The 25,435-nt window shown below is 40.5% G+C and carries 22 protein-coding genes; 8 read left to right on the top strand and 14 right to left on the bottom strand.

Features of this window, described 5'->3' with window-relative positions; translation table 11 throughout:
- Positions 1 to 207: 207 nt before the first annotated feature.
- Positions 208 to 543: a hypothetical protein gene (locus AB4583_RS01310; RefSeq protein WP_029224976.1), complete on the top strand. Its 336-nt coding sequence runs from the start codon at positions 208 to 210 to the stop codon at positions 541 to 543.
- 452 nt (positions 544 to 995) lie between these two features.
- On the opposite strand, the gene AB4583_RS01305 is transcribed toward AB4583_RS01310, so the two are convergent.
- From AB4583_RS01305 to AB4583_RS01260, 10 genes are all read right to left on the bottom strand, one after another.
- The gene (locus AB4583_RS01305) at positions 996 to 2,126 is read right to left on the bottom strand and encodes an ISAs1 family transposase (RefSeq protein ID WP_372116080.1); all 1,131 of its coding nucleotides are present in this window, start codon (positions 2,124 to 2,126) and stop codon (positions 996 to 998) included.
- A gap of 229 nt (positions 2,127 to 2,355) precedes the next feature.
- The gene (locus tag AB4583_RS01300; protein ID WP_372116068.1) at positions 2,356 to 4,527 is read right to left on the bottom strand and encodes a polysaccharide biosynthesis tyrosine autokinase; all 2,172 of its coding nucleotides are present in this window, start codon (positions 4,525 to 4,527) and stop codon (positions 2,356 to 2,358) included.
- 168 nt (positions 4,528 to 4,695) lie between these two features.
- Positions 4,696 to 5,136 (bottom strand): low molecular weight protein-tyrosine-phosphatase, encoded by a 441-nt coding sequence (locus tag AB4583_RS01295; RefSeq protein WP_017069276.1) that lies wholly within the window; start codon positions 5,134 to 5,136, stop codon positions 4,696 to 4,698.
- Positions 5,137 to 5,252: 116 nt separating this feature from the next.
- Complete coding sequence (locus AB4583_RS01290; protein WP_136975805.1) at positions 5,253 to 6,386, bottom strand: polysaccharide export protein; 1,134 nt, start codon at positions 6,384 to 6,386, stop codon at positions 5,253 to 5,255.
- A gap of 725 nt (positions 6,387 to 7,111) precedes the next feature.
- Complete coding sequence (locus tag AB4583_RS01285; RefSeq protein ID WP_372116067.1) at positions 7,112 to 9,379, bottom strand: YjbH domain-containing protein; 2,268 nt, start codon at positions 9,377 to 9,379, stop codon at positions 7,112 to 7,114.
- On the bottom strand, positions 9,379 to 10,305 hold the full coding sequence (locus AB4583_RS01280) for a capsule biosynthesis GfcC family protein (protein WP_372116065.1): 927 nt from the start codon (positions 10,303 to 10,305) through the stop codon (positions 9,379 to 9,381). The genes AB4583_RS01285 and AB4583_RS01280 overlap by 1 nt, the downstream gene beginning before the upstream one ends.
- 21 nt (positions 10,306 to 10,326) lie before the next feature.
- On the bottom strand, positions 10,327 to 11,031 hold the full coding sequence (locus AB4583_RS01275) for a YjbF family lipoprotein (protein ID WP_372116064.1): 705 nt from the start codon (positions 11,029 to 11,031) through the stop codon (positions 10,327 to 10,329).
- A 115-nt stretch (positions 11,032 to 11,146) separates the two neighbouring features.
- A complete protein-coding gene (locus AB4583_RS01270; RefSeq protein WP_372116063.1) occupies positions 11,147 to 11,386 on the bottom strand; it encodes a hypothetical protein in 240 nt (79 codons plus the stop codon).
- A gap of 268 nt (positions 11,387 to 11,654) precedes the next feature.
- A complete protein-coding gene (locus AB4583_RS01265; protein ID WP_372116078.1) occupies positions 11,655 to 12,203 on the bottom strand; it encodes a sugar transferase in 549 nt (182 codons plus the stop codon).
- A gap of 78 nt (positions 12,204 to 12,281) precedes the next feature.
- Positions 12,282 to 13,193, bottom strand: a complete 912-nt coding sequence (locus AB4583_RS01260; protein ID WP_065584530.1) for an NAD-dependent epimerase/dehydratase family protein — start codon at positions 13,191 to 13,193, stop codon at positions 12,282 to 12,284.
- 71 nt (positions 13,194 to 13,264) lie between these two features.
- Here AB4583_RS01260 and AB4583_RS01255 point away from each other — a divergent pair, with 71 nt between their 5' ends.
- Positions 13,265 to 14,422, top strand: a complete 1,158-nt coding sequence (locus tag AB4583_RS01255) for a CDP-glycerol glycerophosphotransferase family protein (protein WP_017070576.1) — start codon at positions 13,265 to 13,267, stop codon at positions 14,420 to 14,422.
- On the opposite strand, the gene AB4583_RS01250 is transcribed toward AB4583_RS01255, so the two are convergent.
- Both AB4583_RS01250 and AB4583_RS01245 read right to left on the bottom strand, forming a co-directional pair.
- The gene (locus AB4583_RS01250) at positions 14,388 to 15,194 is read right to left on the bottom strand and encodes a hypothetical protein (protein ID WP_372116062.1); all 807 of its coding nucleotides are present in this window, start codon (positions 15,192 to 15,194) and stop codon (positions 14,388 to 14,390) included. The genes AB4583_RS01255 and AB4583_RS01250 overlap by 35 nt on opposite strands.
- A 194-nt stretch (positions 15,195 to 15,388) precedes the next feature.
- Complete coding sequence (locus tag AB4583_RS01245; RefSeq protein ID WP_372116061.1) at positions 15,389 to 16,615, bottom strand: CDP-glycerol glycerophosphotransferase family protein; 1,227 nt, start codon at positions 16,613 to 16,615, stop codon at positions 15,389 to 15,391.
- Positions 16,616 to 16,674: 59 nt separating this feature from the next.
- Here AB4583_RS01245 and AB4583_RS01240 point away from each other — a divergent pair, with 59 nt between their 5' ends.
- Positions 16,675 to 17,748 carry a glycosyltransferase gene (locus tag AB4583_RS01240; RefSeq protein WP_017070573.1) on the top strand — a complete coding sequence of 358 codons (1,074 nt, stop codon included), beginning with the start codon at positions 16,675 to 16,677 and terminating at the stop codon, positions 17,746 to 17,748.
- A 55-nt stretch (positions 17,749 to 17,803) separates the two neighbouring features.
- Here AB4583_RS01240 and AB4583_RS01235 read toward each other — a convergent pair whose 3' ends face one another.
- Positions 17,804 to 19,000 carry a CDP-glycerol glycerophosphotransferase family protein gene (locus AB4583_RS01235; RefSeq protein ID WP_372116060.1) on the bottom strand — a complete coding sequence of 399 codons (1,197 nt, stop codon included), beginning with the start codon at positions 18,998 to 19,000 and terminating at the stop codon, positions 17,804 to 17,806.
- 361 nt (positions 19,001 to 19,361) lie between these two features.
- Between AB4583_RS01235 and AB4583_RS01230 the strand changes: the two genes are divergently transcribed.
- Complete coding sequence (locus AB4583_RS01230) at positions 19,362 to 21,230, top strand: nucleoside-diphosphate sugar epimerase/dehydratase (RefSeq protein ID WP_017070571.1); 1,869 nt, start codon at positions 19,362 to 19,364, stop codon at positions 21,228 to 21,230.
- 122 nt (positions 21,231 to 21,352) lie between these two features.
- On the opposite strand, the gene AB4583_RS01225 is transcribed toward AB4583_RS01230, so the two are convergent.
- Entirely contained in the window at positions 21,353 to 21,748 is a 396-nt protein-coding gene (locus AB4583_RS01225) for an adenylyltransferase/cytidyltransferase family protein (RefSeq protein ID WP_017070570.1), read from the bottom strand.
- Between the two features lie 498 nt (positions 21,749 to 22,246).
- On the opposite strand from AB4583_RS01225, the gene AB4583_RS01220 reads away from it, so the two are divergent.
- From AB4583_RS01220 to cysE, 4 genes are all read left to right on the top strand, one after another.
- Positions 22,247 to 22,681, top strand: a complete 435-nt coding sequence (locus AB4583_RS01220) for a rhodanese-like domain-containing protein (RefSeq protein WP_012603060.1) — start codon at positions 22,247 to 22,249, stop codon at positions 22,679 to 22,681.
- A gap of 99 nt (positions 22,682 to 22,780) precedes the next feature.
- Positions 22,781 to 23,248, top strand: a complete 468-nt coding sequence (secB, locus tag AB4583_RS01215) for a protein-export chaperone SecB (RefSeq protein WP_009847959.1) — start codon at positions 22,781 to 22,783, stop codon at positions 23,246 to 23,248.
- Positions 23,249 to 23,426: 178 nt separating this feature from the next.
- Positions 23,427 to 24,491, top strand: coding sequence for an NAD(P)H-dependent glycerol-3-phosphate dehydrogenase (gene gpsA, locus AB4583_RS01210; protein ID WP_372116059.1), 1,065 nt, complete (start codon positions 23,427 to 23,429; stop codon positions 24,489 to 24,491).
- A gap of 47 nt (positions 24,492 to 24,538) precedes the next feature.
- The gene (gene cysE, locus AB4583_RS01205) at positions 24,539 to 25,360 is read left to right on the top strand and encodes a serine O-acetyltransferase (RefSeq protein ID WP_009847961.1); all 822 of its coding nucleotides are present in this window, start codon (positions 24,539 to 24,541) and stop codon (positions 25,358 to 25,360) included.
- The last annotated feature ends 75 nt before the right edge of the window (positions 25,361 to 25,435 follow it).

The raw sequence follows: 25,435 nt of genomic DNA, 5'->3' as shown, positions 1-25,435 counted from the left end.
CCATCACTCACAATAGTCCGGAGTTCAAGGGGGAGGACCAAAAGCTAAGTCTTCGAATAATTTGAAGTGCAGATGCGGGATTCGAGTCAGCAGGATACGGAAAGCTTGAAAACAGATCCCAGACACTTCGTTCCTCGCCTCTAAAGCAACAGAATGGCGGAATGACGAGAAAGGCGGTATATAACCATCAATAAACCAAGGAGCAGTATGACATTGTTCGGAAGAATATTCGGGAGCCAGTCTTCTATTAGCAAGGGGTTAGATGCACTCACCAACACAGGAGATGCGATGTTTTTTACTGATGAAGAAAAAGCGAAGCACAAGCTGGCACTGCTTAAGGCGTATGAACCTTTTAAGTTGGTACAGCGCTACATTGTGTTGTTGTTCACCATTCCTTATGTGGCACTGCATGTGATGGTGATTCTTGGCTGCATGCACGGTTACGATTGGAAGCCATTAGGGGAAATGACCAATGAAGCGTTTGGTTATCCGGTGCTAGCGGCGATTGGATTGTATTTAACGGGTGGGGTGATTAAAAAATAGATGCGGGTAGCGAGTAAACGGGATGCGAAAAGCTAAAGAGCAGATGCGAGGAGATTAAGAGCAGAGGTGAAGAGCGAGGACAAGAATATGATAGTGGTGCTTTTAGCTCCTCCCCTTTATCACGACTGTTACTTGGCAGAAAATATCAATATAAGGGGGGGCTGGGAGGGGCTGATTAGGCATCGCTAGCAACCCCCTCTAACTCCCCCTTCTATTAACACCATCACTCACAATAGTCCGGTGTTCAAGGGGGAGAACCAAAAGCTAAGTCTTCGAATAATTTGAAGATTGGATAAAGAATAGATACGGGTGGCGGGTAGACGGGATTCGAAGAGCTAAAAGAGCAGATTCGAGCAGCGGAGCTGGTAAACGAGTAACAAGAGATGAAGAACGGATTCGAGTGGCGCTTTTCGTATCTCGCCACTCGCATCCCGTTACTGTCCAGGGCAAGATTACGAAGCCCCTTGCCCTGCAAGGACTTGCGAAAGGTAAGCGTTATTGCGGTTCGCTTTTTTCTGCTTTCTTTTGATCCCTGCTTTGAAGCTGATTTCTTCCGTCAGCAGATTTAAAGCTATATGTCTTATAACTGCTAAATTCTCACCGGCTTGCTCTCGACGTATCCGACATTCATCTTCTTTAAAACCAACGTCTAATCGCCAGTGCATCTGATTTTCAATGCTCCAATGTGCTCGCGTGCTCTCTAGTAAAGCTTTAGCCGTTAGTTTTGCTGAGCTTATGTAGTGCTTGATTTGCATTGTTTCTGCTGGCTTATCACCTTCTTGACGAATTGAAACGACCATACCAATTGTGGAGAGTTCGGCCCAATCAAGCGCTATATCACCTAAGAAATCTGTATTGTGAACAACCATACTCAAACGCGTTTCTGTACGACCATGCACTTTCTCTTGAGTGACGTATTTATCACCTTCAAAACTATTAATCATACTAGAATTAAACACTTGGCTAATCGCTTGCTCCAATCGTTTTTGATTACCTTTTACCGCTAAGAGATAATCTGCATCTTGAGCGACTATCTTTTCAGCTATATCCTTCTGGCATCCCATAGCATCAATAGTCACTAAACAACCTCGCAAGGAAAGCATTTCAAGCAGTTCAGGGATCGCTTTTATTTCATTGCTTTTATCCGCAGTCTTCACTTGTCCTAGTACAACTTGGTTTGCTGCACTAAAGGCACTAACCATATGGATTGCACCACAACGCTTGTCTTTGTTGTATGTGCCTCTGAGAGTTTTGCCGTCGATAGCAATCACTTCACCCTCTGTCGTCTCATGACAGTCTTTCATCCACGCAGTAAAGCATCGTTGCAGTTGCTTGGCGGAAATAAGATTGATAACTCGGGCAATGGTATCGTGTACTGGTATGCCTTGTTTGAAATCACCATACTGCCTAAGCCATTCCAAGTTATCTTCACCAAAATCTTCAATATCCTCCCAACCTTCAGCACCAGCAATCACTGCTGCAATTGTTAAGAAGATAATGTCGGTTAGCGTGTGCTCTATTTTCCAAGCTTGGCGAGGGTCTCGAATAACTGAAATATGGTCCAAAAGGCTTAATCCATTCATTATGGCTAAATATCTGCTGTTAAAAAACAGTATATGATCACACCTAAATCTGATCATCAAATCGATCTTGAATGTATTGAATTTGTTGTGACTTCAGTGTACAAATTAGTGGAAACATCACTTCACGCTACCCCTTATTCCATATGGGTTTTTCATGATCTTGCCCTGCGTTACTGTCTTTAGCTCTTCGTTTACCCGGTTACTCGCATCTCGTTACTGCTCTTTAACTTTATTTCTTGTCGCTCGAATACGCGTAGTTGTAATAACCGTAGCCGTATGAGCTTGATGCTTTCTTCTCGATGGCGTTGAAGATAACGCCTTTCACTTCGATACCTGATTGTTCGAAACGGTTACGAGCCACTTCTATCTCTTTAATGGTGTTTTGACCGTAACGCGCCACCATTAATGTGGTACCAGCGAAGGCGCCGACAATGCTTGGGTCGGTTACCGCAAGTACAGGTGGGGTATCGACAATCACCAAGTCATATTCTTTTGATGCCCATTCCATGAGTTCTGCAAAGCGTGGGTGCATCAGCAGTTCAGATGGGTTAGGTGGTACTTGGCCGCGAGTAATAATATCTAGGTTCTCTACCGGTGTGGTTTTCACTGATTGAGCGAACTCTTGCTTGCCGCTCAATACATCAGAAAGGCCGTTATCCCAGTTCACCCCAAAGCTTTGTTGTAGGTAACCTTTTCGCATATCGGCATCAATCAACAATACCTTTTGGCCTGTTTTAGCAGCTACTGCGGCAAAGTTGGTCGAGATGAATGATTTACCAATGCCTGGCGCAGGGCCAGAGATCATCAAGATGTTATTTTTCGCTTCTAGCATCGCGAAGTGCAAGCTGGTACGAAGGCCACGCAGTGCTTCAACCGAAAGATCGGCAGGGTTCGATTCAGCAAGCAGTGCTTGAGTGCCCTTGGTTTGCTGTTTCTTCGATTTAAATCGGTTGGTTAGCTCAATCTGTAAATCTGATTTTGGTACCGCTGCGTAAACCGGAAGGCCGATTTGTTCAATTTGGTCTGGGCTTTCCACACCACGGTGGAACGCTGCTTTTACTAACACAAACGCGACACTTAGCATGCCACCCAATAGCGTTGCTAACACAACAATCAGCGGCTTCTTAGGTTTAACGGCGCGAGCATAAGCTTGAGCGTCATCTAAGATACGAACGTTACCGACCGTACCGGCTTTAATAATGCTCAGTTCTTGAACCTTGTTTAAAAGCTGGATGTAGATCTGTTGGTTTACTTCAACATCACGTGTCATACGCAGTACTTCACGTTGTGTTTTCGGCAGCTTTTGCACTTGCTTGTTCAGGCGCTCTCGCTCGCCCAACAACGTTTTACGCTTATCAATCAGTGACTTATATGCCGGGTGATCTTTAGTGAAACGCTGACTGATATCACTTTCTTTAAACGTCAGTTCATTCAATTGCGCTTCAAGCTCGACCATTACCTTCAGGGTTGATTGTGCTTCTAAACCCAAATCGATCGATTCGTTCTTTTGACGATAGTTGTTTAGCGTGTCTTCATAGCCCGTTAGCTCAGATTTAATACCAGGAAGGTGGCTCTCTAAGAACTCAAGGCTCTTCTCTGCTTCCGCTGAATTACGTTTCACGTTTTGTAAAAAGTAGATCTGGCTAATGTGGTTCAGTATTTCAGAAATCTGTTGTTTGTTTTCGCCTTCAAAGCTCAGCTTCAAAATACCGGTTTGCTTACCTTGCTCAGACAAAGACAAAGAAGCTTTCAACCATTCGATCGCTTCTAGTCGGCTACGTTGACTAATAGAGAATTCAAAATCGTTATGTGATTCAAAACCTGCCACAAACAAGCTGTAGTCGTCTGCTGTTGCTAGCTCACCCACTTTGCCTTTTAGGATAACGCGCTCATCGTCGCGAACTAATTGGTAAGTGCCCTGCTCGGCATCTAGGATCTGGATCGTGTGCCCGTAGTCGCTCGCATAGCTTGGCATGTTGAAACGGCTAACCGCAATGTGGTTGATGTCACCGGTTAAGCGAGCAAAACCTTTACCTACGATAGGTGCATAGTTGGGAGATGTCACCGTGGTGAGGTTAAACTTATCAACCGTTTCACCCAAGATCATACGCGATTTGATGATCTCCACTTCTGTCGTGGCAGAAGATTCCTGAGAGAACAATTCCCCCATATCACCAACCATAGAAGAGATGCCACCAGAGCTTTTCTCTTCAATTTGGATCAGGGCATCCGCTTTGTATATCGGCGTCGAAAGCAAAGCAAACGCAATACCAAACACAGCAAAAACGAATGTGGTGAGCATGATTAGCCATTTAGCATCTAATAAGATGCCAAGCAGTTTTCCTAAATCTATCTCATCAGAGTTATCTGTATGCGATTGCTGAGAGGGTTGTGTTGTCATTTGTTTGCTACTTCCTAAAGTATTGCTATTTAAGAGACTATATACGCTCCGCGTACTTCTCTTTTATATTATTCCGTTGGTGGCTTTGCCATGCCTACATTTAGAGCATGACATTTAAAAAGCTGTCTATTTAAAACCTACTGCATCTAAAATCTATTGCATTTAAACCTACAGTTTTTTTGCCCAAGCTTGCGCCGCTTCGTCAATCAGCTTATAAGCGTGTTCAAACGCCTCACGACTTTGACGATAAGGGTCAGGAATGTCTTTCTGGCCAATCCACTGACCAAACAGCATCGTTTTTCCGCGAGCCTCCGGCGATATTTGAGTAAGCGCTTCTAAATGGCCCTTCTCCATCACCAAGATCAAGTCATACTGAGCACAAAGCTGTGGCGTAACTTGCTGAGACTGATGGTTTTCAACATCAACCCCATTTTCAGCGGCGATTAAAATGGCAGTGTCGTCTGCAGGCTTACCAATTAAACGGCTTTTCTCAGCAGCGATACCGGCAGAGGCCACTTCTTTGTTGGGCAGCAAGTTTTGTAAAACTCGCTCTCCCGTCGGGGAACGACAAATGTTGCCCACGCATACGACTAAAATTTTATTAAACATAATGGTCTCTAATTGTATTGGGCTTATAAGCTGGGTTTACTTTTAGATGTAAAAATCAGGTTACACGTACAATGCAACCTGATGATTAATTAGGGTTTATTACAAACCAGGGCTTATTACCAATTACGAACGCGCAACATACCTTCGGTTAGGTCGTTGAAGCCTGAAATGGTTGGTACAAGCTGACCGATTACACGGTTCCAGCGGCTGATTGGCGCTGCCGTTACGTAAACAATATCATAAGGCTTTAAATCAAACTCGGTGCCAATCACTAAAGCTGATGCATCTTCCATATTCAGTTGGTAGATGTCTGCCATGCGTTCTGATTTATCATCAGAAGTTCGGATCACAAACACACCCGTTGCATCTGCCGTCAGCTGGTTAATACCACCTACGTTGCTGAGTGCTTCGGTTAGGCTCATCCCAACGCGATCAATCTTAAGTAGTTGAGGATCGTTCACTTCACCCATCACGAACACTTTCTGGTTGTCATTACGCGGTACGTGAACAATATCACCGGCTTGAAGTAAGCGGTTTTGAGTTAAGTCACCACGTTGCATCAAACCGTAAAGTGAAAGGTTCTCTTCCACGCCATTGCGGGTTAATGAAACATTACGCCAATCAGCATCTTCAGACAAACCGCCAGAACGGTTCACGGCATCCAATAACGTTAAGGGGATATTAGTAATCGCTTGTTGGCCAGGGTTTGAAACCTCACCGGTAATGTAGGTTTTCTTAGATCGGAAAGCCGCTACGTTTACATCAACTTGAGGGCTTTCGATGTATTTCGCCAAACGTTCCGCTATATCAGAACGAATTTCACGAACCGTTTTTCCTGCAACTTCTACTGTACCAATGTATGGGTAGAAAATAGTGCCGTCAGCATGAACCCAGTTACCCGCTTCTGTGCTGCTACGGTAAGAGCCCGCTGGAATGGTCAGTTCAGGGTGATCCCAGATCGTAATATTTAAGATATCGCCCACACCGACTTTGTATTCATACTTTGCGATGTCTACGTCGAGTTCAGGGTTGGCTTGTGACACCGACAATGTACCCGTTTGGTAAGTCGATACTGATTGAGCTGTCAGTGGGTAAAGGTTAACCACATCAGAGATATCAGATTCTTGCTGTTCCTCTGAAGGCTGAATCACATTCTTGTTGCCAGTAGAAAGGTGAGTTCCTGGAGTAGTACACCCTGCAAGCAATACAGGAAGGAGCGCTAAAAGGAGACGATTTTTATTAATCTTCATGTTAACCAAGTCATAGAAACGGAATGTGTCGTGATATCCCAAAGGACACCCAAAGAAGTTAGAACAAACAATTTTATCAGCTACGCAGTATTTAATAGAGTTAAGGAGGGCTATTACTGTGATATCGCTCCCACTTAATATCAAAGATAGGAACGCTACCGCCCTTTGATATTCCGCGACATCACACTGCGTAGTTAATCTGCCTCTATCTATCTGGAATTGAGATAGAGGTTTTTTGTCATAAACCGAGCCAAAGATCGGACTTTCACACGGTTATTTTATTGCGTATGCATTATCCACAATTTGTGTTTATTATCAACCTAGTTGAATGGTTAAAGAGCAGATACGGGATGCGAGTGAGCGAGTGGCGAAGAGCTAAAGAGCTAAAGAGCAGATGAGAGTAGCGAGATACGAGTAAACGAAGAGCCTAAAGCCGTGTCGGGATGCTTTTGGCTCCTCCCCTTTATCACAACTGTTGCTTGGCAGAAAATACCAACATAAGGGGAGGCTGGGAGGGGTTGGTAACACATAGATTAATATCCCCCTCTAACTCCCCCTTTGATGAACATCACCGATCAAAAACGAACGGCGTTCAAGGGGGAGAACCAAAAGCTAGACCCAATGAATATCACGATATCTTAAGCTATTCGTTATTCGATTATTCGAGACTGCTCTTTCCCCGCTCTTCGTATCCCGCTTACTCGTCACCCGCATCTGCTTTCGATCTACTTAACGCTACTCGGCCTTTGGAACCAAGGTGAGCGAGCATCGGTTTGATCGAACAAGTTGTATTGCTTGTTCAGCACTTGGCCGCCGTCACGCGTGATCGGTAACCAGGTAAAACCTGCGCGGCTTGAGCTTGGTTTCACAGTAACAAGATCAAACGGAATTGATACATAGAAGCCTTTGGTATAGCTGCCTTCACCGTACTCTTCAGTTGTCATGTCGGTTAAGCTGACAAACGCACCGGCAATAACGCCACTCTTGAATTGCTTAGAGAAATCGACACGAGTCCCGATATCACCCGCAAGAAATTTACCCACACCCACTTTAAGCAAGGTATCGCTCAAGAAGTCCCATTGTGGGGTGTAGTAACCGGTGATGAAGCCCGTCGTGCCCTTATCGATCACTTTGTACGTTCGGCTACTGTCATCTGGGTTAACTTGAATCTCTTGATCAAATGTGCCGAACCAACTTTCAGGATCGCGCTGGCTTATTGCAGTCATGTCTGCACCAATGGCCCAGTTTTGGTTGAATGGTCGATACAGGATTTCGCCACCCACACCCGCAAACATGCTTTCAAGGTACCCCCCGTAAGCTTGGGTGTAGACACCGCTGCCGTAGTCTTCAAACCACGTCAGTTGTAAGCGATCTAAGCGAACCGGATCGTCAACGTAAGAGCGGAATAAGGTTCTTACTCTTGGCGTTTGGTCAGTGCCGTCTGATGGGACGGTATAGTTAAACTTGTCGTAGTTATCGACTAAGTTAACGTACAAAGAGCCCGACAGTTCAACATTGTTTAACGCCCAGAACGAAGCGTTGGTGTATAAACCCAAACTGTATAAATAGAAGTTTTCAGCCGAACCGAACGATTGCGCTAGGTTTGGTGAAATCGACACATCGAATCGCTCACGCCCATCATGATAAATAACGGATTTCTTACGCTCTAACTCGTGAGTATCGGTTGCATCACTGGTTTGAGCATTGAGATAACTGTTATTAGCCGCCGCTTTGAACGCTTGTGCATCTACCGTTGTCTCAGTGAGTTCCATCGATTTATCATTTTCGATGATTTTGTAGGTGTCTATGTAACTCGGGACCGCGTTGGCAATCACGGTCGCACCGCGCTCAAGGGCGATATCTCTGTCTCGGTATTTAACCTGAGTACCCTTTACCACAATGCTGTTATCGTCGACCAAGATTTGCGCTTGTTCATAGCCCGCGATCGTTTCTAGCTCTTCCGCGAGGGCAGCCATATCAATATCATCAACCGTCTCGACATCGCTTGGGCGCAATTCTGCTGTTTCAGTATCTCGCCACACAGAATACATTTCATTGAAGTTGGTAGAAAGATCGAAGCCAAGGGTTAAAGTATCGCCTCGCTCATAGCTGACTTTCGCCGAACCCCAATCAGTGAAATGGTACACAGCACCCACGTTCCATGGCGTGTGCTGTGTCATGTCGACACCACCACGTACTACAGGGAAGTCTTGAGAGTAATCGTTGCCATCGTATTCAAGCTTTAAGGTTAACGGCTTATAAGGGGTTTGGTATTCAAAGCCGCCATAAATTGCAGCATCGCCTTTAAACCAACGCTCAAAATCGACACTGCCGCCATTGCCTTTAAAATCAGACGGGCGTTCACAATACTTGTCACTGGCTTTGCACAGTGGGTTAGTGAAATTGCCACTGGTGCCCATGTATCCCCAAGCCATGCCCAAGGTAAAATCAACAGGGCCAAAGCGTTTGGTTGCCGCGACAAATTCGCCATCGAACAAGCCAGTACCACCGAAGTCACGCACGCCTACTGACACTTCTGGTAAGTAGTACCCTTCTTCGATTAAACGCAGTTTAAAGTCGATGCCTTTATCTGTGTATTTAGTACAGCCACTGAATGAGTTTTGAGAGCAATCTTGATTGCCACCACCGCTATAAAAGAGATCTTGTACTTGTGTATAACGAATGGTGGTTTCAAGCCAAGGCATCACCTGTAGGCTGACGTTATAAAAGTAGTATTCGTTATTAAACGAGGCGCTAAAGTTGAACTCACCTTCTGGTGCCATTCGGCCTGTTGGCATTTGCATTAAGCCAACACCACCAAAGTTCATTTGCGACGTTCTGTATTCAGTGTCGTCGAATGGGGATTTTTCTGCTCGAATCGAAGAGGAATCTATGGTTGTTTCGGCAAAAACGGAAGCACTGTTGGTCATTAATAAAGCACAGGTAACCGATGCACACACTGCCGATAGAGGGAATGATTTCTGTTTCAGCATTACAGGCCAACCTTATGACGTAGCAAATCGACAATATCTTGGTTCAGCGTTGAGTATTCCGATGGCAAAGAGTAGAACGCCATAAATACGATGGCACCTGGTGCTAAGTAAACCGGCTGTTCGTTCCAGTATGCGTATTGAATGGTTTGTACCACGCCATCTGGCTGAACAACATAAGCCACGCTTTTATCTGCAGATTCACCAATAAAGCCATTCGGCAATGCATCGAGATAATCATTCAACGTTCCATGCTCAATCAGATTCATTGTTACCGACTCTTTCATTGCCCCCATCAACTGAATTGACGTTGGTCGTTGTGGTAAGTACAGAGAAAAGGCTTGAGTTTGACTGTCTGACGGCTTGTTAGTATGAGAACTTGAAACAAGCAGTGGGTTCTTATCTGATTGCGAGATAACCGCATTACGGTCTAGCTCAATAAAAACTCGATTGAGATATTGGAAAGAGGCTAACTGTTGGCGCACTAAGTTTGCTTCTGGCTCTTCTACTGCGAAAGCTTCAAGCTGGTTCAGTACATTGCGCTTTTTGGCTTCGATAGCTTGGTTAGCTTCTTTAAATCCAGTAACTGCAGTCGCTTCAGTATTGGTTATATCAAACAGTTGAGCCGAAAGGGGGAAGTAACCAATAGTACCGTTAGCGTTAGAGCTCGCATTCACGTTTGCGTCGTCTAATACACGAAGCAGTCGAACGTTAGTTTGATACTCAAGCGTCACACCTTGAAGAGGAAGCTCGATTGTTGTTTTAATCGACGAAGAGCGTTCAGGCGTAACAAGATCAGAAGCCGAAGAAGCGGAGCTCAAAGCAAACAAAGCGCTCATCATTAACAGAGCTCTCATCGTTAATAAAGTTCTCACCAATGGCAACCGACGTCCCATCATTTTTGATGTATGACTCATATAATTCATCATTTTAGTTCATTACCCTGTTCGTTAATTGCTTTGATAATGCTTAAGGACGGTTAACTCAAGCCTTGTCATATCAGGGCCTAAATACTGTATGGTTTTGACCACTTTGCCTTCGCTGTCGACCCAATATTCGTTGGTGATCTCTTGTTCTAATATTGGGAATTGAATTTTTTCTTGGAATTTCTTGGTATCGATAGACGCTAACGGAGTTTCAACCGTGTCATTTCCCACATACGTTCGGGTGATGTTCGCTTTATAGCCGAATCGATAGTTAGGTTGCCAGTCGTAAACCGCTTGCCATTTTTTAGCTCCGGGGTTGGCAGACACATCAAACGCATAAGCAGAGTCTGGCGACGAATTGTTTGCAGAAGAGAATGCATTCAACGGTTGGAATGCCAAACCAGAGAGGTTTTCGTAAGGAAGCAATAGCGTTTGTACAATACGTCCATTTTCAGTGACGATCATCGCTTTGTCAGAAGACATCCACTTTAACTGCTCTGCGCCCGTTTGCGGGTTTTCACCGACGTACGCTAAGACCATGAAGATTTTACCTTGGTCATTCACTTCTGCATAAATGCTCGAATAAGGTAAGTTTTGAATGTATTCCTTCGACAGCTCAACATCAGAGCTTCCAAAAAAGGCTTCATCAAAAGTGGAATTGACGTCTTGAAACTGCTGAGAACAACCAGCAAGAAAAAGACCAAGGGATATGATTAGAGGTTTAAGCATGATGAGTTCTGCTTCCTAGCAATCTTGTTGCTGATGTCCAATATGAAAATCTGATATAAAAAAAACCACTTTATGCTTTCACACAAAATGGTTTTGAACATACTCTAACAATAAATTAGTTAGTAGTCGTAGTTGTTGTTGCGCCGCTTTCGTTAGAAGCAACGGCTACTGCTGCCGCTGCTGCTACTGCTGCTGTCGCTACTGCTACTGTTGTAGCCGTACCAGTTGCAGCTGCAGATGCACCAGCGCCTGCTGCTGTACCAGTACTTGAACCAGCTGCCGCTGTTTCTTCTGCTGCGAATGCAGCACCTGAGAAGCTAACTGCTAATGCAGCTGCTAGAGCCATCTTTTTCATAATGATTTCCATTAATATAAACGTTTATATGTAGAAGATGATTTTCACACCCTCAAACAGTTGCTCAGCTTAAACAACTGATTGATCATGATAGATAATAACCACAATCAAGTAAATGGATAAATCATAAGCAATACCTTATAAAGCAATATTTAGGAAATAGCGTCACATAAAAATGGCCTTAGAGACTGTGGAGGTCAACAAAGCTATGTTTGTATAACGCAGAAGCCAGTACCAATGATCATAAGAGAGCGTAAACCATATCTAACTAAACCCTGTCGCCCGAGCCTTTACCTAGTACGGTTTGAATAATGTATTGAAAGTACAATTTAGTAGTCAACGTCTGAATCATGCGTTGATCCCACTCCGCGAGTTTTTTCGGTGTCGACATGTCGATATCATTGATTTGAGCCAATCCCGTCACACCAGGTCTAACAGAAAGAACGCCTCTTGATTCTCTCTCATCGATAAGTTCTTGCTGGTTGAACAAACAGGGTCTTGGGCCAACTAAACTCATTTCACCTTTCAAAACGTTGTATAGCTGAGGAAGTTCATCCAGTTTCGTCTTACGTAGAAATCCACCTAATTTGGTGACAGAGCTAGCGCCAACTAAATGTGTCGCAACAGATTTTGTTTCCACTGGCATAGTGCGGAATTTGACCAAGGTGAATGGTTTTTTGTTGCGACCAACTCGGGTCTGAAAAAAGACAGGAGAAGCCGTATCAAAATAGCCGAGGAGACAAATAACAACAAATACAGGCCAAAGGAACAACAAGCCAAAGAAAGCAAAAATAAAATCTAATATACGAATCAAAATGTAAGACCTATTATAAAATATCGGTGGGAAAACGTAAGTCGATGTGAGTACAGAAGTACGAGGTAATTATTTAGGTATTCAATCAAAACCATCACAAGGTTTCCACCCCAACATCTTTCTAGCCTTAGTATTATCTACTTCAAGATCATCAAACAATTGACTAGCCATAGCCTTCTTTCCCAGGAGTGTTGCAGCCATACGCATAAGCACGACGGGAAAAGGAAAGTTTATCGTATTTGTTTCTTCAACTTTGCTTAAAATGTTAACCAATTGTTTTGTCGAAACGGGTGTAGTATCAGCAGCCAAAAACACTTGATTAGAAGCTGCCGGATGAGTAATACACAACGCCAACAATGACACTAAATTCTCAATTGAGACAAAACTTTTACGGTTTGCGACTAAGCCGAATGGTAAAAATGGACATCTAGTGGCTATTCGAGACAATCGTGCAATGTTTCCCGGCGCATTCTTCCCATACACTAAAGCAGGTCGAATAATAACAAGTTCGATGTCACTTTGAGCAGCCGCTAGGGTAAGTTGTTTTTCTGCTTCATATTTTGAAAGAGCATAATCAGAAGCTGGCTCGGGGGAATCTTGTTCTGTGAATGGTTTTCCATGAGTAATATTGCCGTTGACACCAATACTACTTACAAAAATAAAACGTCGGACACCATTCTTAACGGCTTCATCAAACAGGTGCAATGTCGCTTTAGTATTAACCTCCCTAAACAAGTCGATAGGAGAAAGGGCTGTATCATCCAAAATATGCGCCCTACCAGCAAGATGAATGACGACATCAACACCATCAATCGCCCTATTCCAGTTTGTTTTGTCAGATATATCACCAGTAACAACAGTTTCAACAGATGGAGGGAGGGCTTTGCACTTACCATCCAGTTGACGCACGGATGTTCGCACCGTGAAATCATTTTGTAAGAATGTAACCAATTCTTTACCAATAAAACCGTTACCGCCAGTTACTAAGACCATTTCCAAAGCCACTTCTCTCTGAATTACGTATGCTGTAGTATATTAGTATATCAAGTCTATTGGTGGTTATCATGTGGTCAATTAACAATAAAAATAAATTTTTAATCCAACGCTTTGTCGATGCTACTTCTGGTTTTTTTCTATCATTATTTTTTATAGTAGGAAAAAGAAAGAAAAGAATAATATTCAACTCAACCGTTAATAAAGACTTTACGTTTAATTCAAAGTACTTATTTCTAAATCATAAAAATAAATTTGAAGAACTTGGTTTCGAAGTAAAGTTCATAATAAATGATGATAAAAAAAGAGAACATCTTAATAGAGAGTTAGGGGATTATTTTATATCGAACAAAGGTTTCCTTCAGAAAGTGTATATTTTAAAAGCAAAATGCTGGGTTATGAGTACTATGGATGCTCCTGTCAGTGGGCTTTTCATGAAGTATCATCGCCTCGTAATTCAACTCGGGCACGGAACACCACTAAAAAACATCGGCCTTATGGACCAATCTGCTGGTTTAATGAAAAAATTATATTATAAAGTGATGAGCACAAATATTAGTTATTACTTAAGCCCATCAGATTACTTTTCAGATTACATAGGGAAAGCGTTTGGAGTAACAAACGAACAAGTTCTGGTAGCTAGGCAACCCCGATTAGATTCTATGAATAAATCCTGCTCAGAGTTTATAGAGAGTTTCAGAAAAAATAAGAATACAAAATTTACTCTTTATAGCCCTACATGGCGCCCATATGATGATGTTAGGCTATTCCCATTTCATGACTTCAATAAACATTTATTAAACAGTAAATTAGAGGAAGAAAATACTGTAATATTTATTCGTCTCCATCCCAAATTTGAAGTTAACCTTTCCCAATTCGTAGGGAAAAATATCGTCAACCTTGATTCAAAGAAGGTAGAAGATATTACTGAGCATCTTAATCAATTCGATACGTTGATCACTGATTATTCGAGTATTTATTGTGATTTTGCAATGCTGAATAAGCCTGTCGGATTTCTACCTTATGATATCAATGAGTATTCAAAACATGTAGGGTTTTCATTCGATTACAATGAGCTAACGTGGGGAAAAGCCATAAAGAAACAAGATGATTGGTTCAATCACATTAAACCAATCAATAAAGACACAGCTAAAAAAATAAACTTAGATCAGTCAAAACAGGATATTAGTCATTTTATGATTCATTATTTTGAAAGTAGTCTCTTCTGAGTGATTTTTGTGAGGTGAATACAGTGCGCAATGAGGTTGTAGAAATACGGGCAACTAATAATATTAATATAGCGACTAATATATGAATAGAATCTAGAATTAATACCGCAATAATACCCAAAAAGAAAACAAGATAAAGCATACCATTACACACTTGAATAAATTGATTATTATCCAAACTTAGTTTCTTAAGCAACCTTGGTTGGTGTGGGGAAAACAACAAGTATTCCAAAAATAAAAAATACCCGAGAACTACGATAATATAAAAAATAGCGTAATGAGGGCTAAGTATAAAGAAAACCATAATAGAAGCGAAGAGAACTAAAAAGTCAGATAGCATTTGACAGTAAGGACTGTATGTGCGAAGTACTATTTTTTGAGATATATCCTTTCCAATAAAAACGTATTTTTTATTATCTATAATATTCTTTTGATGATTAATAAGCTTGCCTTTATATATCTTAACAATCATATCAAAAATGTAGAGAATAATAACAAGGCAGACCCAAAACCCTATATATACATTCCTACCCAACTGTTGTTCAATATCAAGCAAAAAAGATATATTTTTAGCGCCTGACAAAATAAATAACAATTTAATCGGGATAAACATCACGACCATATTTATATATTTACTTAAAAATATACAAAAAGATAACTTATTAACTTCAACTAAAGCATCATTTCTAAAAAATGGATATAATGAACGTAACACCGAGAAAAATGCAACGTTTCTTGCTAAAGCAGTTTTTATTTTATTAAAAAATTTCATAGCTTAATCAGACATTTTTTATAGTTAAATGATCTATATGTTGTGAGTAATAGATGAAGTGTGAGGAAAATCAAAAATTTGGACTTTTCAACGTTAATCATTGAACACCTCATCAACAAAATTAAGTAACAAAACCCTTTTCAAGTAGCTTCTTGCTTATAATACGAAGTTAACCACTAAAGCTAGCATAACACCTAATTTTTAATGATTTTTTCTATAACTCGCGTTGTAGAGAAGCCATCTTCAAAAGGGTTAAATCTCTCGTTGAAAGAATTATGATTTACTATTACGTTGGATTTTAACGCATCTGATAAAGAATGACTATCATAAAAAATTTGACCAGGGAGATCTTGATCAATATCAATATAGAAACCTCTTACTTCTTTCTCATAGACCTCTCGATCATACATGAAAAAAAAGATGGGGCGATTTAGCACTGAATAATCGAAAAACACACTAGAATAATCTGTTATCAGAGCATCAGCGATAAGATATAGGTCATTAACATCATTATAATTAGAAACATCTATAAAACGACTTGATGTTTCAATTGAGTCTGAAAAATAATGGCCTCTAAATAAAAAAACATAACTATCATCAAATTCACCTAAGAATGTTTCATTTTCAAGAGGATTGTTAAAATAAAAGCTAGCCGTCTCTTTCGAATATTGATTATCACGCCAGGTTGGTGCATAAAGTATCACTTTCTTACTAGGCTCTATACCTAGCGTCAACTTTATATATTTCAGTTTGGCAAGGTTATTAACATCATTAATCAAAGCATCATTTCGTGGGTAACCCTGTTCAATAATTTTATCCGAGTCAATTCCAAAACTAGAACAGAAACGTTCAGAAGCATAAGAACTTGGAGAAATAAAATGGTCGTAACGTCTAGAATCTGCTAAGTAGCTAAAATACATACCTTTTAAACTTGATGTCGCATAAGCGCTAGCCTTTACATCCAAACCCAACCGCTTCAAAGGAGTCCCATGCCAGCACTGAATATATTTTTGGCCTTTCCTTTTTACAAATCTAAAAGGAAGGCGGCAGTTTGTTATCCAAAATGCTGATGTAGCATATTCACGATCGTATTCTTTTGTACCACGTATAACTACCTTCGTATTAGAATTATTGCTCAGTACTTTAAAAAACTCGTGCTTTTCAGAATCAAGGACCCAAACAAATGACGTATTATCGTTGGTTTTCAATAAACATTCGTAAATACTAAATGGAGAGTCACATACACTTTTACCTTGAAAACATTCAAAAATGTACTTATTGAATATAACCTTTTGATTAAAATGAGCAGTAAAAAACTTTAGCATTGATAGTTTTACTAATAAATATTTAACTATCAGATCTAAATAACCAAACTTAGACAACCACAATTTAATTTTTAAAATCACTAAGTCAATATCCAAAAAAATTTATTACTGATAATAAATACACTATAATGGTACCATAATTCATTGAGGAGAACATGATGAAACTTTCAATAATCGTACCATTATATAATACAGAAGAATTTATACAAGAGTGCTTGACTAGCATCTTACAACAAAGTTTTACTAACTATGAGTTAATTATCGTAGATGATGGCTCAACAGATAACTCTATCTCCATTGTCGAGAGTTACATGGAAAACGATAATCGAATAAAGCTTTTCAAACAAAAAAATTCTGGGGCAAGTGTTGCTCGTAATTATGGTATCAAGCAATCTTGTGGTGAGTATGTAACTTTTATTGATTCAGATGACTTTATCCATGAAGATGCATTACTTAACCTTGTAACTACAGCTGAACAGACAAACAGTGATATAGTTTTAGGTAAAAGACAATTTAATGTTGACAATAAACCAACCGACGATTCTAGACTAAGGAAGTTATTTAAAGAAAAAATCATAACTACAAATGTCGCCGAGTCTCCAGAAGTTAGAAAGGTAATTGCAATCCATGGAAAAATATTCAAACGTTCTTTTTTAATTGAAAACAAACTCACATTCCCTGAAGGTATGTCTAGTGAGGATTTTATTTTCACATATTTGAGTTACGCCCATTCTGATAATATCTCTGTCATTCCAAACCTAGTATACAGCTATAGAGTGAGAGCAAATGACAACAAATCTATCACACAAGATCGCTTATCTGAATATAATATCAAATGTCGGTTTAAGCAGATGACTATGACTGAAGATATTTGTAGAAAATTTGATAGCTTAAATATTTCATACGAACAAGAGTTAAAGTTAAATTATAATAGTAGGCTACCTAGACACATAGCAGCAATAAATCATGTTACACAAGAGTCTATATTGGCATTTGATCTAATAAAAAACAACATAAAAGATAACTATGAAAAAATTTACTCTTGTGTAAATGAAAACAATAAGATTAGATACCATTTAATCAAAAACAATAAAATTAAAGAGCTCACGATATTCAATAGAGCTGTATCAAGAAAAAAAGTATCTGTTATCAATATATTGAAGTTATGCATCGCTCTGAAGAGTTACACTATAGCTAAAAAGCTTCTTAAAAAGAAAGTGATTTTATAAAAAATAAAGCTGTAAACCAAAAAGGGTTTACAGCTTTATGTTAACTAACTTTATATCAGCTAATCATGGTGTTTAGAATTTTGTTAGAAGCGTTCCCTCTCTCAATAGTACAAAACTCGTTATAGAAATCTTCATTGTAAGTCAGCTTCCCACTCAGTCCTTTTTCAATTTCATCTTCTAACTCAGGATGTTCAATTACAATTGGGCCTGGGCTTAAATTCATAATATCAAAATAAAACCCGCGTAATACATCTTTATATTTATCTAAGTCGTAAGTGTACAAAATCACTGGTTTTTTAAGATTAGTATAATCAAACATCGTAGAGGAATAGTCTGTAATCATGATATCGGATACTATATATAGCTCCTGAATATCAGGATAGTTAGATACGTCATATGCAAAATCTTCTACACCAGTAAGATCTAAGTTGTCCGCTATTAAATAATGCATTCTTAGCAAGATAATAGCACTATCACCAAACTTCTCCTTCAACCTACAAAGATCAAGTTTAAGGTTAAACCCGTACTGCTTATCTGTTCTTTTCTGGTCATCACGCCAAGTTGGGCAATACAGAATGACTTTTTTATCACCTTCAATGTTAAGGGAGTTTTTTACTTTTAATACATCGCTTTCAGAATGATTTATGAGAATATCATTTCTTGGATAGCCACATTCAACAATTATATCTTTATCTACACCAAATGATGATTGAAAAACTTTTGTTGAAAATTTGTTAGCCGATACTAAGTAGTCCCAACGCTGCGCATTTTTATAAAAATTATGTTTGTAGTTAGCGGTCGCAAAGTAAGCAACGTCCATATCTAAACCAAGTTTTTTCAATGGTGTACCATGCCATGTTTGCAAATACACTTGCTCTTCTCGCTTCGTAAACATAGCTGGAATTCTCGCGTTGAATATCCAATATTTTGATGTGGCCATGTAGTATAAATGTTTAAAACTTTTGTTCCTAACCTTTATGGCTTTTCCAGGAATATCAATTCTATTATCATCTACTACCCAAATACACTCAATATTTGGGTGATTTTTTATACATTCTAAATATAAGTATTTTGGGTTATCACTATAATATTTACCGAAAAAGCTAGAAAAGACAGCTCTATTACTTTTCACTGGGAATTTTTGAAAAAAATAATATGTTTTCTTGGCAATTAAACTCATAATTTTACGGCGAAAAATATAAAGGATAAAGAAAGTAGCCACTGAATTGATTAACAATAAAAATAAAGACATTTAGTTACAATAGCCTAAGATTTGATAAAAATATGAACAATTATATCTATCCTGTACAACCTTGTATACTCAAATGTCATAGCCTAACTACAGTCAATACTCCTGATAAGACCTCATGCATCACAAAGAGAGAAGTTCCCTCCACTACTGCACTATTTAATAAACAAAATCATATAAATAAAAGTAGTACAAAAAGGAGGGCAGGCGAACAAAAAACATACAATTCAGGGCGATACTGTACTGTTCAACAAAGAACCGACAATTACAACTAGCTAACCTCGTTCAAGAACATTAAAATGATCACCAATTCCCTCTTCACTTCTACTTGTAAACTAAGATTAGAAAGACATCAAGGTATCTAATGATTAAGCCAATACGACTTATCCTCAACACAAAGCGGAAAAACAAACGCTTAATCAGTATTAGTTACGATGTTTTTGCAATAACCTTCTCGCTTTACTTAGCGATAGCTCTAAGATTGGGTACCTACACATTCGAGTTGGGCCTAGATGAATGGGTAACCTTACTACTCACTCTCTCGATTACCATTTTTAGTTTTGCCAAACTTGGAATGTACCGAGCAGTTCTACGGTATATGATGTTTCCCGCTGTTGGTAATATATTCTTTGCCGTGTTTATTTCATCGCTAACCTTAGTAATGAGCGGTTTCTTCCTTCATACCTTTGTGCCTAGAAGTGTCCCTTTTATCTATGCTGGTCTAGCTATACTGACATTAGGTGGCCCAAGGATTATGATTCGTTCCGCCTATGATCAAATGATCAAGCGGAAAAAACCAAATGTTTTTATTTATGGAGCAGGAGCTACAGGTCGTGAACTTGTGTACGCTTTAATTCATGGCGATGAATACAACCCTGTAATCCTGTTAGATGATGATCCAAAGAAAAGAGGCAATATTTTATTTGGGTTAAAGGTCCATCACCCGAGTGAATTTGAACATCTTCAATCTCTTTATCAACCAGTCAAGCTGTTATTGGCTATCAACAATATCAATAAAGGTAAAAGGTTAAGGTTGGTTGAAAAACTATCTAACTGGCCTATCGCGATCCAGTCAGTTCCATCGGTAGAGGACATCGCTGCAGGTAAAGCAACCGCGACCGAAGTGAAAGACCTCGATGTTGCGGACTTGTTAGGACGCACACCGATAACCCCTGACAATAATTTATTAACTAAGAATATTATAGGCAAGAGTGTCATGGTCACTGGTGCTGGAGGCTCAATAGGCTCTGAACTGTGTCGCCAAATAATAACTCAGAAACCGAAAACGCTGATCTTATTCGAGTTAAATGAATATAACCTTTATAAGATCGAACAAGAGCTAAATGCGACTAAGCATAATCTTAAAATCGAAACTCAAATTATTGCTGCGCTAGGCTCAGTTCAAAGACAAAATCGCCTTGAAAAGCTGATGACAAGCTATGACGTTGACACTTTATATCATGCCGCGGCCTACAAACACGTGCCTCTTGTCGAAGATAATGTCGTAGAGGGCATTCGAAATAATGTTTTTGGGACATTATCCTGTGCGCAAGCTGCTATAGAATGTGGCGTTAGAAATTTCACTCTCATTTCTACAGACAAAGCCGTAAGGCCAACAAATGTAATGGGAGCAAGTAAAAGAATGGCGGAGCTCGTTCTTCAAGCTCTAGCAGACAAAGACACACAGACTACTTTTACTATGGTGAGGTTCGGCAATGTTTTAGGATCATCTGGGTCTGTTGTTCCATTATTCAAAAAACAAATTAAGGCCGGTGGTCCAGTAACGGTGACTCACCCTGATATTATTCGCTACTTCATGTTGATTCCTGAAGCGGCGCAGCTCGTCATTCAAGCTGGCGCAATGGGTAATAATGGCCAAGTGTTCGTGTTGGACATGGGAGAACCAATTAAGATCCTAGACCTAGCAAAACGCATGGTGCACCTTATGGGAATGAAAGAAAACATTGGTTCAAGCTCGGATGAAGGCGATATTGAAATCAGGTTTACAGGCCTAAGACCTGGCGAGAAGCTGTATGAAGAGCTTTTGATCGGAGATAATGTCGAAGGAACCAGCCACGAAAAAATCATGACAGCTCAAGAGAGCAAACTGAGCTGGCCTGAAATGCAAGTTCTGTTAAGCGAACTAGATGAATGTTGCCATGATTTTAATGTGGAATGTATAAAAAGAATACTATTAGATGCTCCAACAGGGTACAAATTAACAAAACAATAAGAGCTTTTTCTTAAATTCATAAATATAGAAACGATCAATAATCAACCAGTTCACATGTGATGTTTCTACCTTTTTTTTAATTTAAAAACAAAGCCCTAGATGTAATTCTAGCCAAATTAATATTAAATTGCTTTTGTTATTTCTATAATTTCAGTTGTCGATATCGAAGGGGTTCGAGGGAAGTAAACAACTTCACAAATATCAGAAAACTCATCAAAACGACCTTTCCAGTCATCTCCCATAGCTAGTATATCTGCTCGGTAAAATTCAATATATTCGCGCTTTTTCTCTAATGAATGCTCAAAAAAAACCTCATCGACAAACGAAAGTGATTGGACAATTTTCATTCTATCTTCTTGAGTGTAAATTGGGTTTCTCTGTTTTTTACTAAAATTAAGTTGATCAGTTGATATACCAACTATCAATGTGTCACCTAAAGATGCACAACGTTCTAATATATTGACATGCCCTACATGAAAAATATCATATGTACCAAATGTGATTACACGTTTACTCATTTTTTATTCCTATCTTTTAAAAAACCGTCGGGAAGGTTTTCCTTCTTATTATAGATGCTTAAAGTATATCAGGATTACAACCCAAACAGGAGAAGGCCTGTTAATCATTGTAGAGACCCACTTTGCAAGTGCTACTTTGGGCCCCTATCCTTCTAAAATACAACTCCGAGCATTTTATAGTAACTGTTTTCCATGCTCAAACATTAGCGAATGCAATCCAATGCAAGCTTCAGCTAAGTAATACCGCAAGAACCCGATATTAATTACAATAAACACTTTCCTTAAAGGACAGCATGACTAAGCTTGCTGCTTAGGATGACAACATGACTACGCACTTCAAATCTGAAATTAAAAATGAAACTGTCTCATTGTCTATGTGCTCAACAAGCCTATTGCAATATGGATGTTGGCTACTGACAACTATGTACACCAAACCCCAAAACTCGCTATACTCCTGACCTAGAGTTTTTCGCCCAATAACGAATAAGAGTTCAAGATATGCAAGAGTTAGTTCCATTTGTTCAAGAGAATATGATTTTAGCCATCGTATGGATCGGCTTGGTTGTTGCCATCATTGCGAACGTTATCAAGACATCAAACGCAGCTTATAAAGAGATCACGGCAGCGCAAACCACACACATGATTAACCGTGAAAACGGTATTGTGGTTGATATTCGTACTAAGGATGAGTTCAAAAAGGGCCATATTACGGACGCAGTTCACATTTTGCCGTCAGACATCAAAGCAAATAGCTTTGGTAGCCTTGAAAGCCACAAAGCAGACCCAATCATCGTAGTATGCAAGACAGGTCAAACCGCTCAAGAAAGCGCGAACTTGCTGGTTAAAGCAGGTTTCGAAAACGTAAGCGTGCTGAAAAGCGGCTTAGTGGCTTGGAGCGAAGCTAACCTACCTTTGGTTAAAGGTAAGAAGTAGTTCAAAGCAAGAAGTAAGCTGACCGATAAACTAACTTTCAGGCTTTGTTCGATAAATAGAATGAACAGAGTCTAATTTAAAATTTTTAAGGACAAGAAAATGGCTGAAGCAGCACAACAAGACGCACAACAAAACTTCGCAATCCAACGTATCTTCCTAAAAGACGTATCTTTCGAAGCGCCAAACTCTCCAGACATGTTTCAAAAAGAGTGGAACCCAGATGTAAAACTGGATCTAGACACTCAAAGCCGTGAACTTGGCGAAGGCGTGTACGAAGTAATTCTACGTCTAACGGTTACAGTTAAGAACGCAGAAGACACAGCATTCCTTTGTGAAGTTCAGCAAGGTGGTATCTTCTCTGCAAGCGAAATGGAAGCTGGCCAACTGGCACATTGCCTAGGCGCATTCTGCCCGAACATCCTGTTCCCATACGCGCGTGAAACGATTTCTAGCCTAGTGGTTAAAGGTACGTTCCCACAACTGAACCTAGCTCCAGTAAACTTCGATGCTTTGTTCATGAACTACCTACAGAACCAAGCTCAACAAGCTGAAGGCGAACAGGCTTAAGTCTCAAAGTAGAACTTAACTCTAACGTTTCAAGCGCTAGTTAGCTTTTAAATGCACATCGTAACTTCTGCGATGTGCATTTTTTCTTTACACTGTACTAAGATTGAAAGCTCTTCTTATTTTAGTGGATAGCTTTTTCAGAACTCTTCGATTTCCCTCATTATTTTTAGGTGGAAGCATGACAGAAACAACTCGCCCGACTAATACGGCAGACGCTTACGGTAAAGACAGCGCTTACGGCAAAGAGATCGCCATGACTGTCATTGGTGCAGGTTCTTACGGAACCTCTTTAGCTATCTCTCTAGCGCGTAACGGTGCAAACGTTGTTCTTTGGGGGCATGACCCTGCTCATATGGCTCGTCTTGAATCTGAGCGAGCTAATAATGAGTTTCTACCAAATATAAAATTCCCAGAAAGCCTAATCATCGAATCCGATCTTGAGAAAGCAGTAACAGCAAGTCGTGACCTTCTCGTTGTTGTGCCTAGCCACGTGTTTGGTATTGTTCTAAACAGCCTGAAACCTTACTTAGGTACAGATTCTCGCATCTGTTGGGCGACCAAAGGCCTAGAGCCAGAAACAGGCCGCTTACTTAAAGATGTCGCGCACGATGTGCTGGGTGATGGGTATTCGTTAGCGGTTCTATCAGGGCCGACCTTCGCCAAAGAGTTAGCGATGGGCATGCCAACGGCTATCTCTGTAGCTTCACCTGATGAAGTTTTCCTAGAAGAGCTCCAAGAAAAAATCCACTGCGGCAAAACATTCCGCGTGTACGCAAACTCAGATTTCATTGGTATGCAGCTTGGCGGCGCAGTGAAGAACGTTATCGCAATTGGCGCAGGCATGTCGGATGGTATTGGCTTTGGTGCCAATGCACGTACCGCGCTTATCACTCGCGGTTTAGCTGAGATGAGCCGATTAGGTGCAGCTCTTGGGGCGCAACCAGAAACCTTCATGGGCATGGCAGGGTTGGGTGACTTAGTACTAACCTGTACTGATAACCAATCGCGTAACCGTCGCTTCGGTTTGGCACTTGGCGCAGGCAAAGATGTAGATACCGCACAAGAAGAAATTGGCCAAGTCGTTGAAGGTTATCGCAACACCAAAGAAGTTTGGTTATTATCAGAACGCATGGGCGTTGAGATGCCAATCGTTGAACAAATTTATCAAGTGCTGTATCAAGGGAAAGACGCACACTTAGCAGCACAAGATTTGCTTGCTCGAGACAAGAAGTCAGAGCGATAACATCGCTTATTAAGTCGTGGGATAAAATAGATAAGATGGATGGTAAAATGAAACACTGTGAACAACAAAAAGTTTGGCAATGCATTGTGAAGGAAGCTCGACAGCAGTCGGAGCAAGAACCTATGCTTGCGAGTTTTTACCATGCCACCATTATCAACCACGAAAGCTTAGGTGCTGCGCTTAGCTACATCCTAGCAAATAAGCTAAAAACAGCATCAATGCCAGCAATGGCAGTGCGTGAAGTGGTTGAACAAGCATTTAAGCAGGACCAATCGATTATTGATGCGGCCGCTTGTGATATTTGCGCGACGGTAAACCGAGATCCTGCGGTTGAGATGTACTCGATGCCTCTGCTTTATCTAAAAGGCTACCACGCTCTTCAAGGTTACCGAGTGGCTAACTGGTTGTGGAAGCAAGGTCGTATTGCGCTTGCCACTTACCTACAGAACCAAATTTCAGTTGCTTGCCAAGTGGATATTCACCCGGCGGCTCGTATCGGTAAAGCTATCATGCTTGATCACGCGACAGGCATTGTGATTGGTGAAACAGCCGTCGTTGAAAATGATGTCTCTATCCTTCAAGACGTGACTTTAGGGGGTACGGGTAAAGAAGGTGGCGATCGTCACCCTAAGATCCGAGAAGGCGTGATGATTGGTGCAGGTGCTAAAATCCTCGGCAACATTGAAGTGGGTGAAGGCGCTAAGATTGGTTCTTGCTCTGTGGTTCTACAAGCCGTACCGCCTCATACGACTGTCGCTGGTGTTCCTGCAAAAATTGTTGGAAAGCCGAAAACTGATAAGCCATCTTTAGACATGGATCAGGGGTTTAACGGTCGCTCTCAGAACTTCATCCATGGTGATGGGATTTAAGAGCAGATTCGGGATCCGACGAATAGCCGATAGCCGAGATGCGAAAAGACTCGCAGCAGATGCTGATTATTAATA

It is taken from the genome of Vibrio sp. 10N.222.49.C12 (genome assembly GCF_041475025.1).
GTDB lineage: Bacteria > Pseudomonadota > Gammaproteobacteria > Enterobacterales > Vibrionaceae > Vibrio > Vibrio crassostreae_C.
Note: the sequence above shows the minus strand (reverse complement) of the source record. Positions and strands in the feature narration are given on the sequence as shown.

Excerpts from the sequence above, each read along its gene's own strand:
- AB4583_RS01310 (WP_029224976.1), top strand. The coding sequence starts at position 208 with ATGACATTGTTCGGAAGAATATTCGGGAGCCAGTCTTCTATTAGCAAG.
- AB4583_RS01305 (WP_372116080.1), bottom strand. The coding sequence starts at position 2,126 with ATGAATGGATTAAGCCTTTTGGACCATATTTCAGTTATTCGAGACCCT.
- AB4583_RS01300 (WP_372116068.1), bottom strand. The coding sequence starts at position 4,527 with ATGACAACACAACCCTCTCAGCAATCGCATACAGATAACTCTGATGAG.
- AB4583_RS01295 (WP_017069276.1), bottom strand. The coding sequence starts at position 5,136 with ATGTTTAATAAAATTTTAGTCGTATGCGTGGGCAACATTTGTCGTTCC.
- AB4583_RS01290 (WP_136975805.1), bottom strand. The coding sequence starts at position 6,386 with ATGAAGATTAATAAAAATCGTCTCCTTTTAGCGCTCCTTCCTGTATTG.
- AB4583_RS01285 (WP_372116067.1), bottom strand. The coding sequence starts at position 9,379 with ATGCTGAAACAGAAATCATTCCCTCTATCGGCAGTGTGTGCATCGGTT.
- AB4583_RS01280 (WP_372116065.1), bottom strand. The coding sequence starts at position 10,305 with ATGATGAATTATATGAGTCATACATCAAAAATGATGGGACGTCGGTTG.
- AB4583_RS01275 (WP_372116064.1), bottom strand. The coding sequence starts at position 11,031 with ATGCTTAAACCTCTAATCATATCCCTTGGTCTTTTTCTTGCTGGTTGT.
- AB4583_RS01270 (WP_372116063.1), bottom strand. The coding sequence starts at position 11,386 with ATGAAAAAGATGGCTCTAGCAGCTGCATTAGCAGTTAGCTTCTCAGGT.
- AB4583_RS01260 (WP_065584530.1), bottom strand. The coding sequence starts at position 13,193 with ATGGTCTTAGTAACTGGCGGTAACGGTTTTATTGGTAAAGAATTGGTT.
- AB4583_RS01255 (WP_017070576.1), top strand. The coding sequence starts at position 13,265 with ATGTGGTCAATTAACAATAAAAATAAATTTTTAATCCAACGCTTTGTC.
- AB4583_RS01250 (WP_372116062.1), bottom strand. The coding sequence starts at position 15,194 with ATGAAATTTTTTAATAAAATAAAAACTGCTTTAGCAAGAAACGTTGCA.
- AB4583_RS01240 (WP_017070573.1), top strand. The coding sequence starts at position 16,675 with ATGATGAAACTTTCAATAATCGTACCATTATATAATACAGAAGAATTT.
- AB4583_RS01235 (WP_372116060.1), bottom strand. The coding sequence starts at position 19,000 with ATGTCTTTATTTTTATTGTTAATCAATTCAGTGGCTACTTTCTTTATC.
- AB4583_RS01230 (WP_017070571.1), top strand. The coding sequence starts at position 19,362 with ATGATTAAGCCAATACGACTTATCCTCAACACAAAGCGGAAAAACAAA.
- AB4583_RS01225 (WP_017070570.1), bottom strand. The coding sequence starts at position 21,748 with ATGAGTAAACGTGTAATCACATTTGGTACATATGATATTTTTCATGTA.
- AB4583_RS01220 (WP_012603060.1), top strand. The coding sequence starts at position 22,247 with ATGCAAGAGTTAGTTCCATTTGTTCAAGAGAATATGATTTTAGCCATC.
- secB (WP_009847959.1), top strand. The coding sequence starts at position 22,781 with ATGGCTGAAGCAGCACAACAAGACGCACAACAAAACTTCGCAATCCAA.
- gpsA (WP_372116059.1), top strand. The coding sequence starts at position 23,427 with ATGACAGAAACAACTCGCCCGACTAATACGGCAGACGCTTACGGTAAA.
- cysE (WP_009847961.1), top strand. The coding sequence starts at position 24,539 with ATGAAACACTGTGAACAACAAAAAGTTTGGCAATGCATTGTGAAGGAA.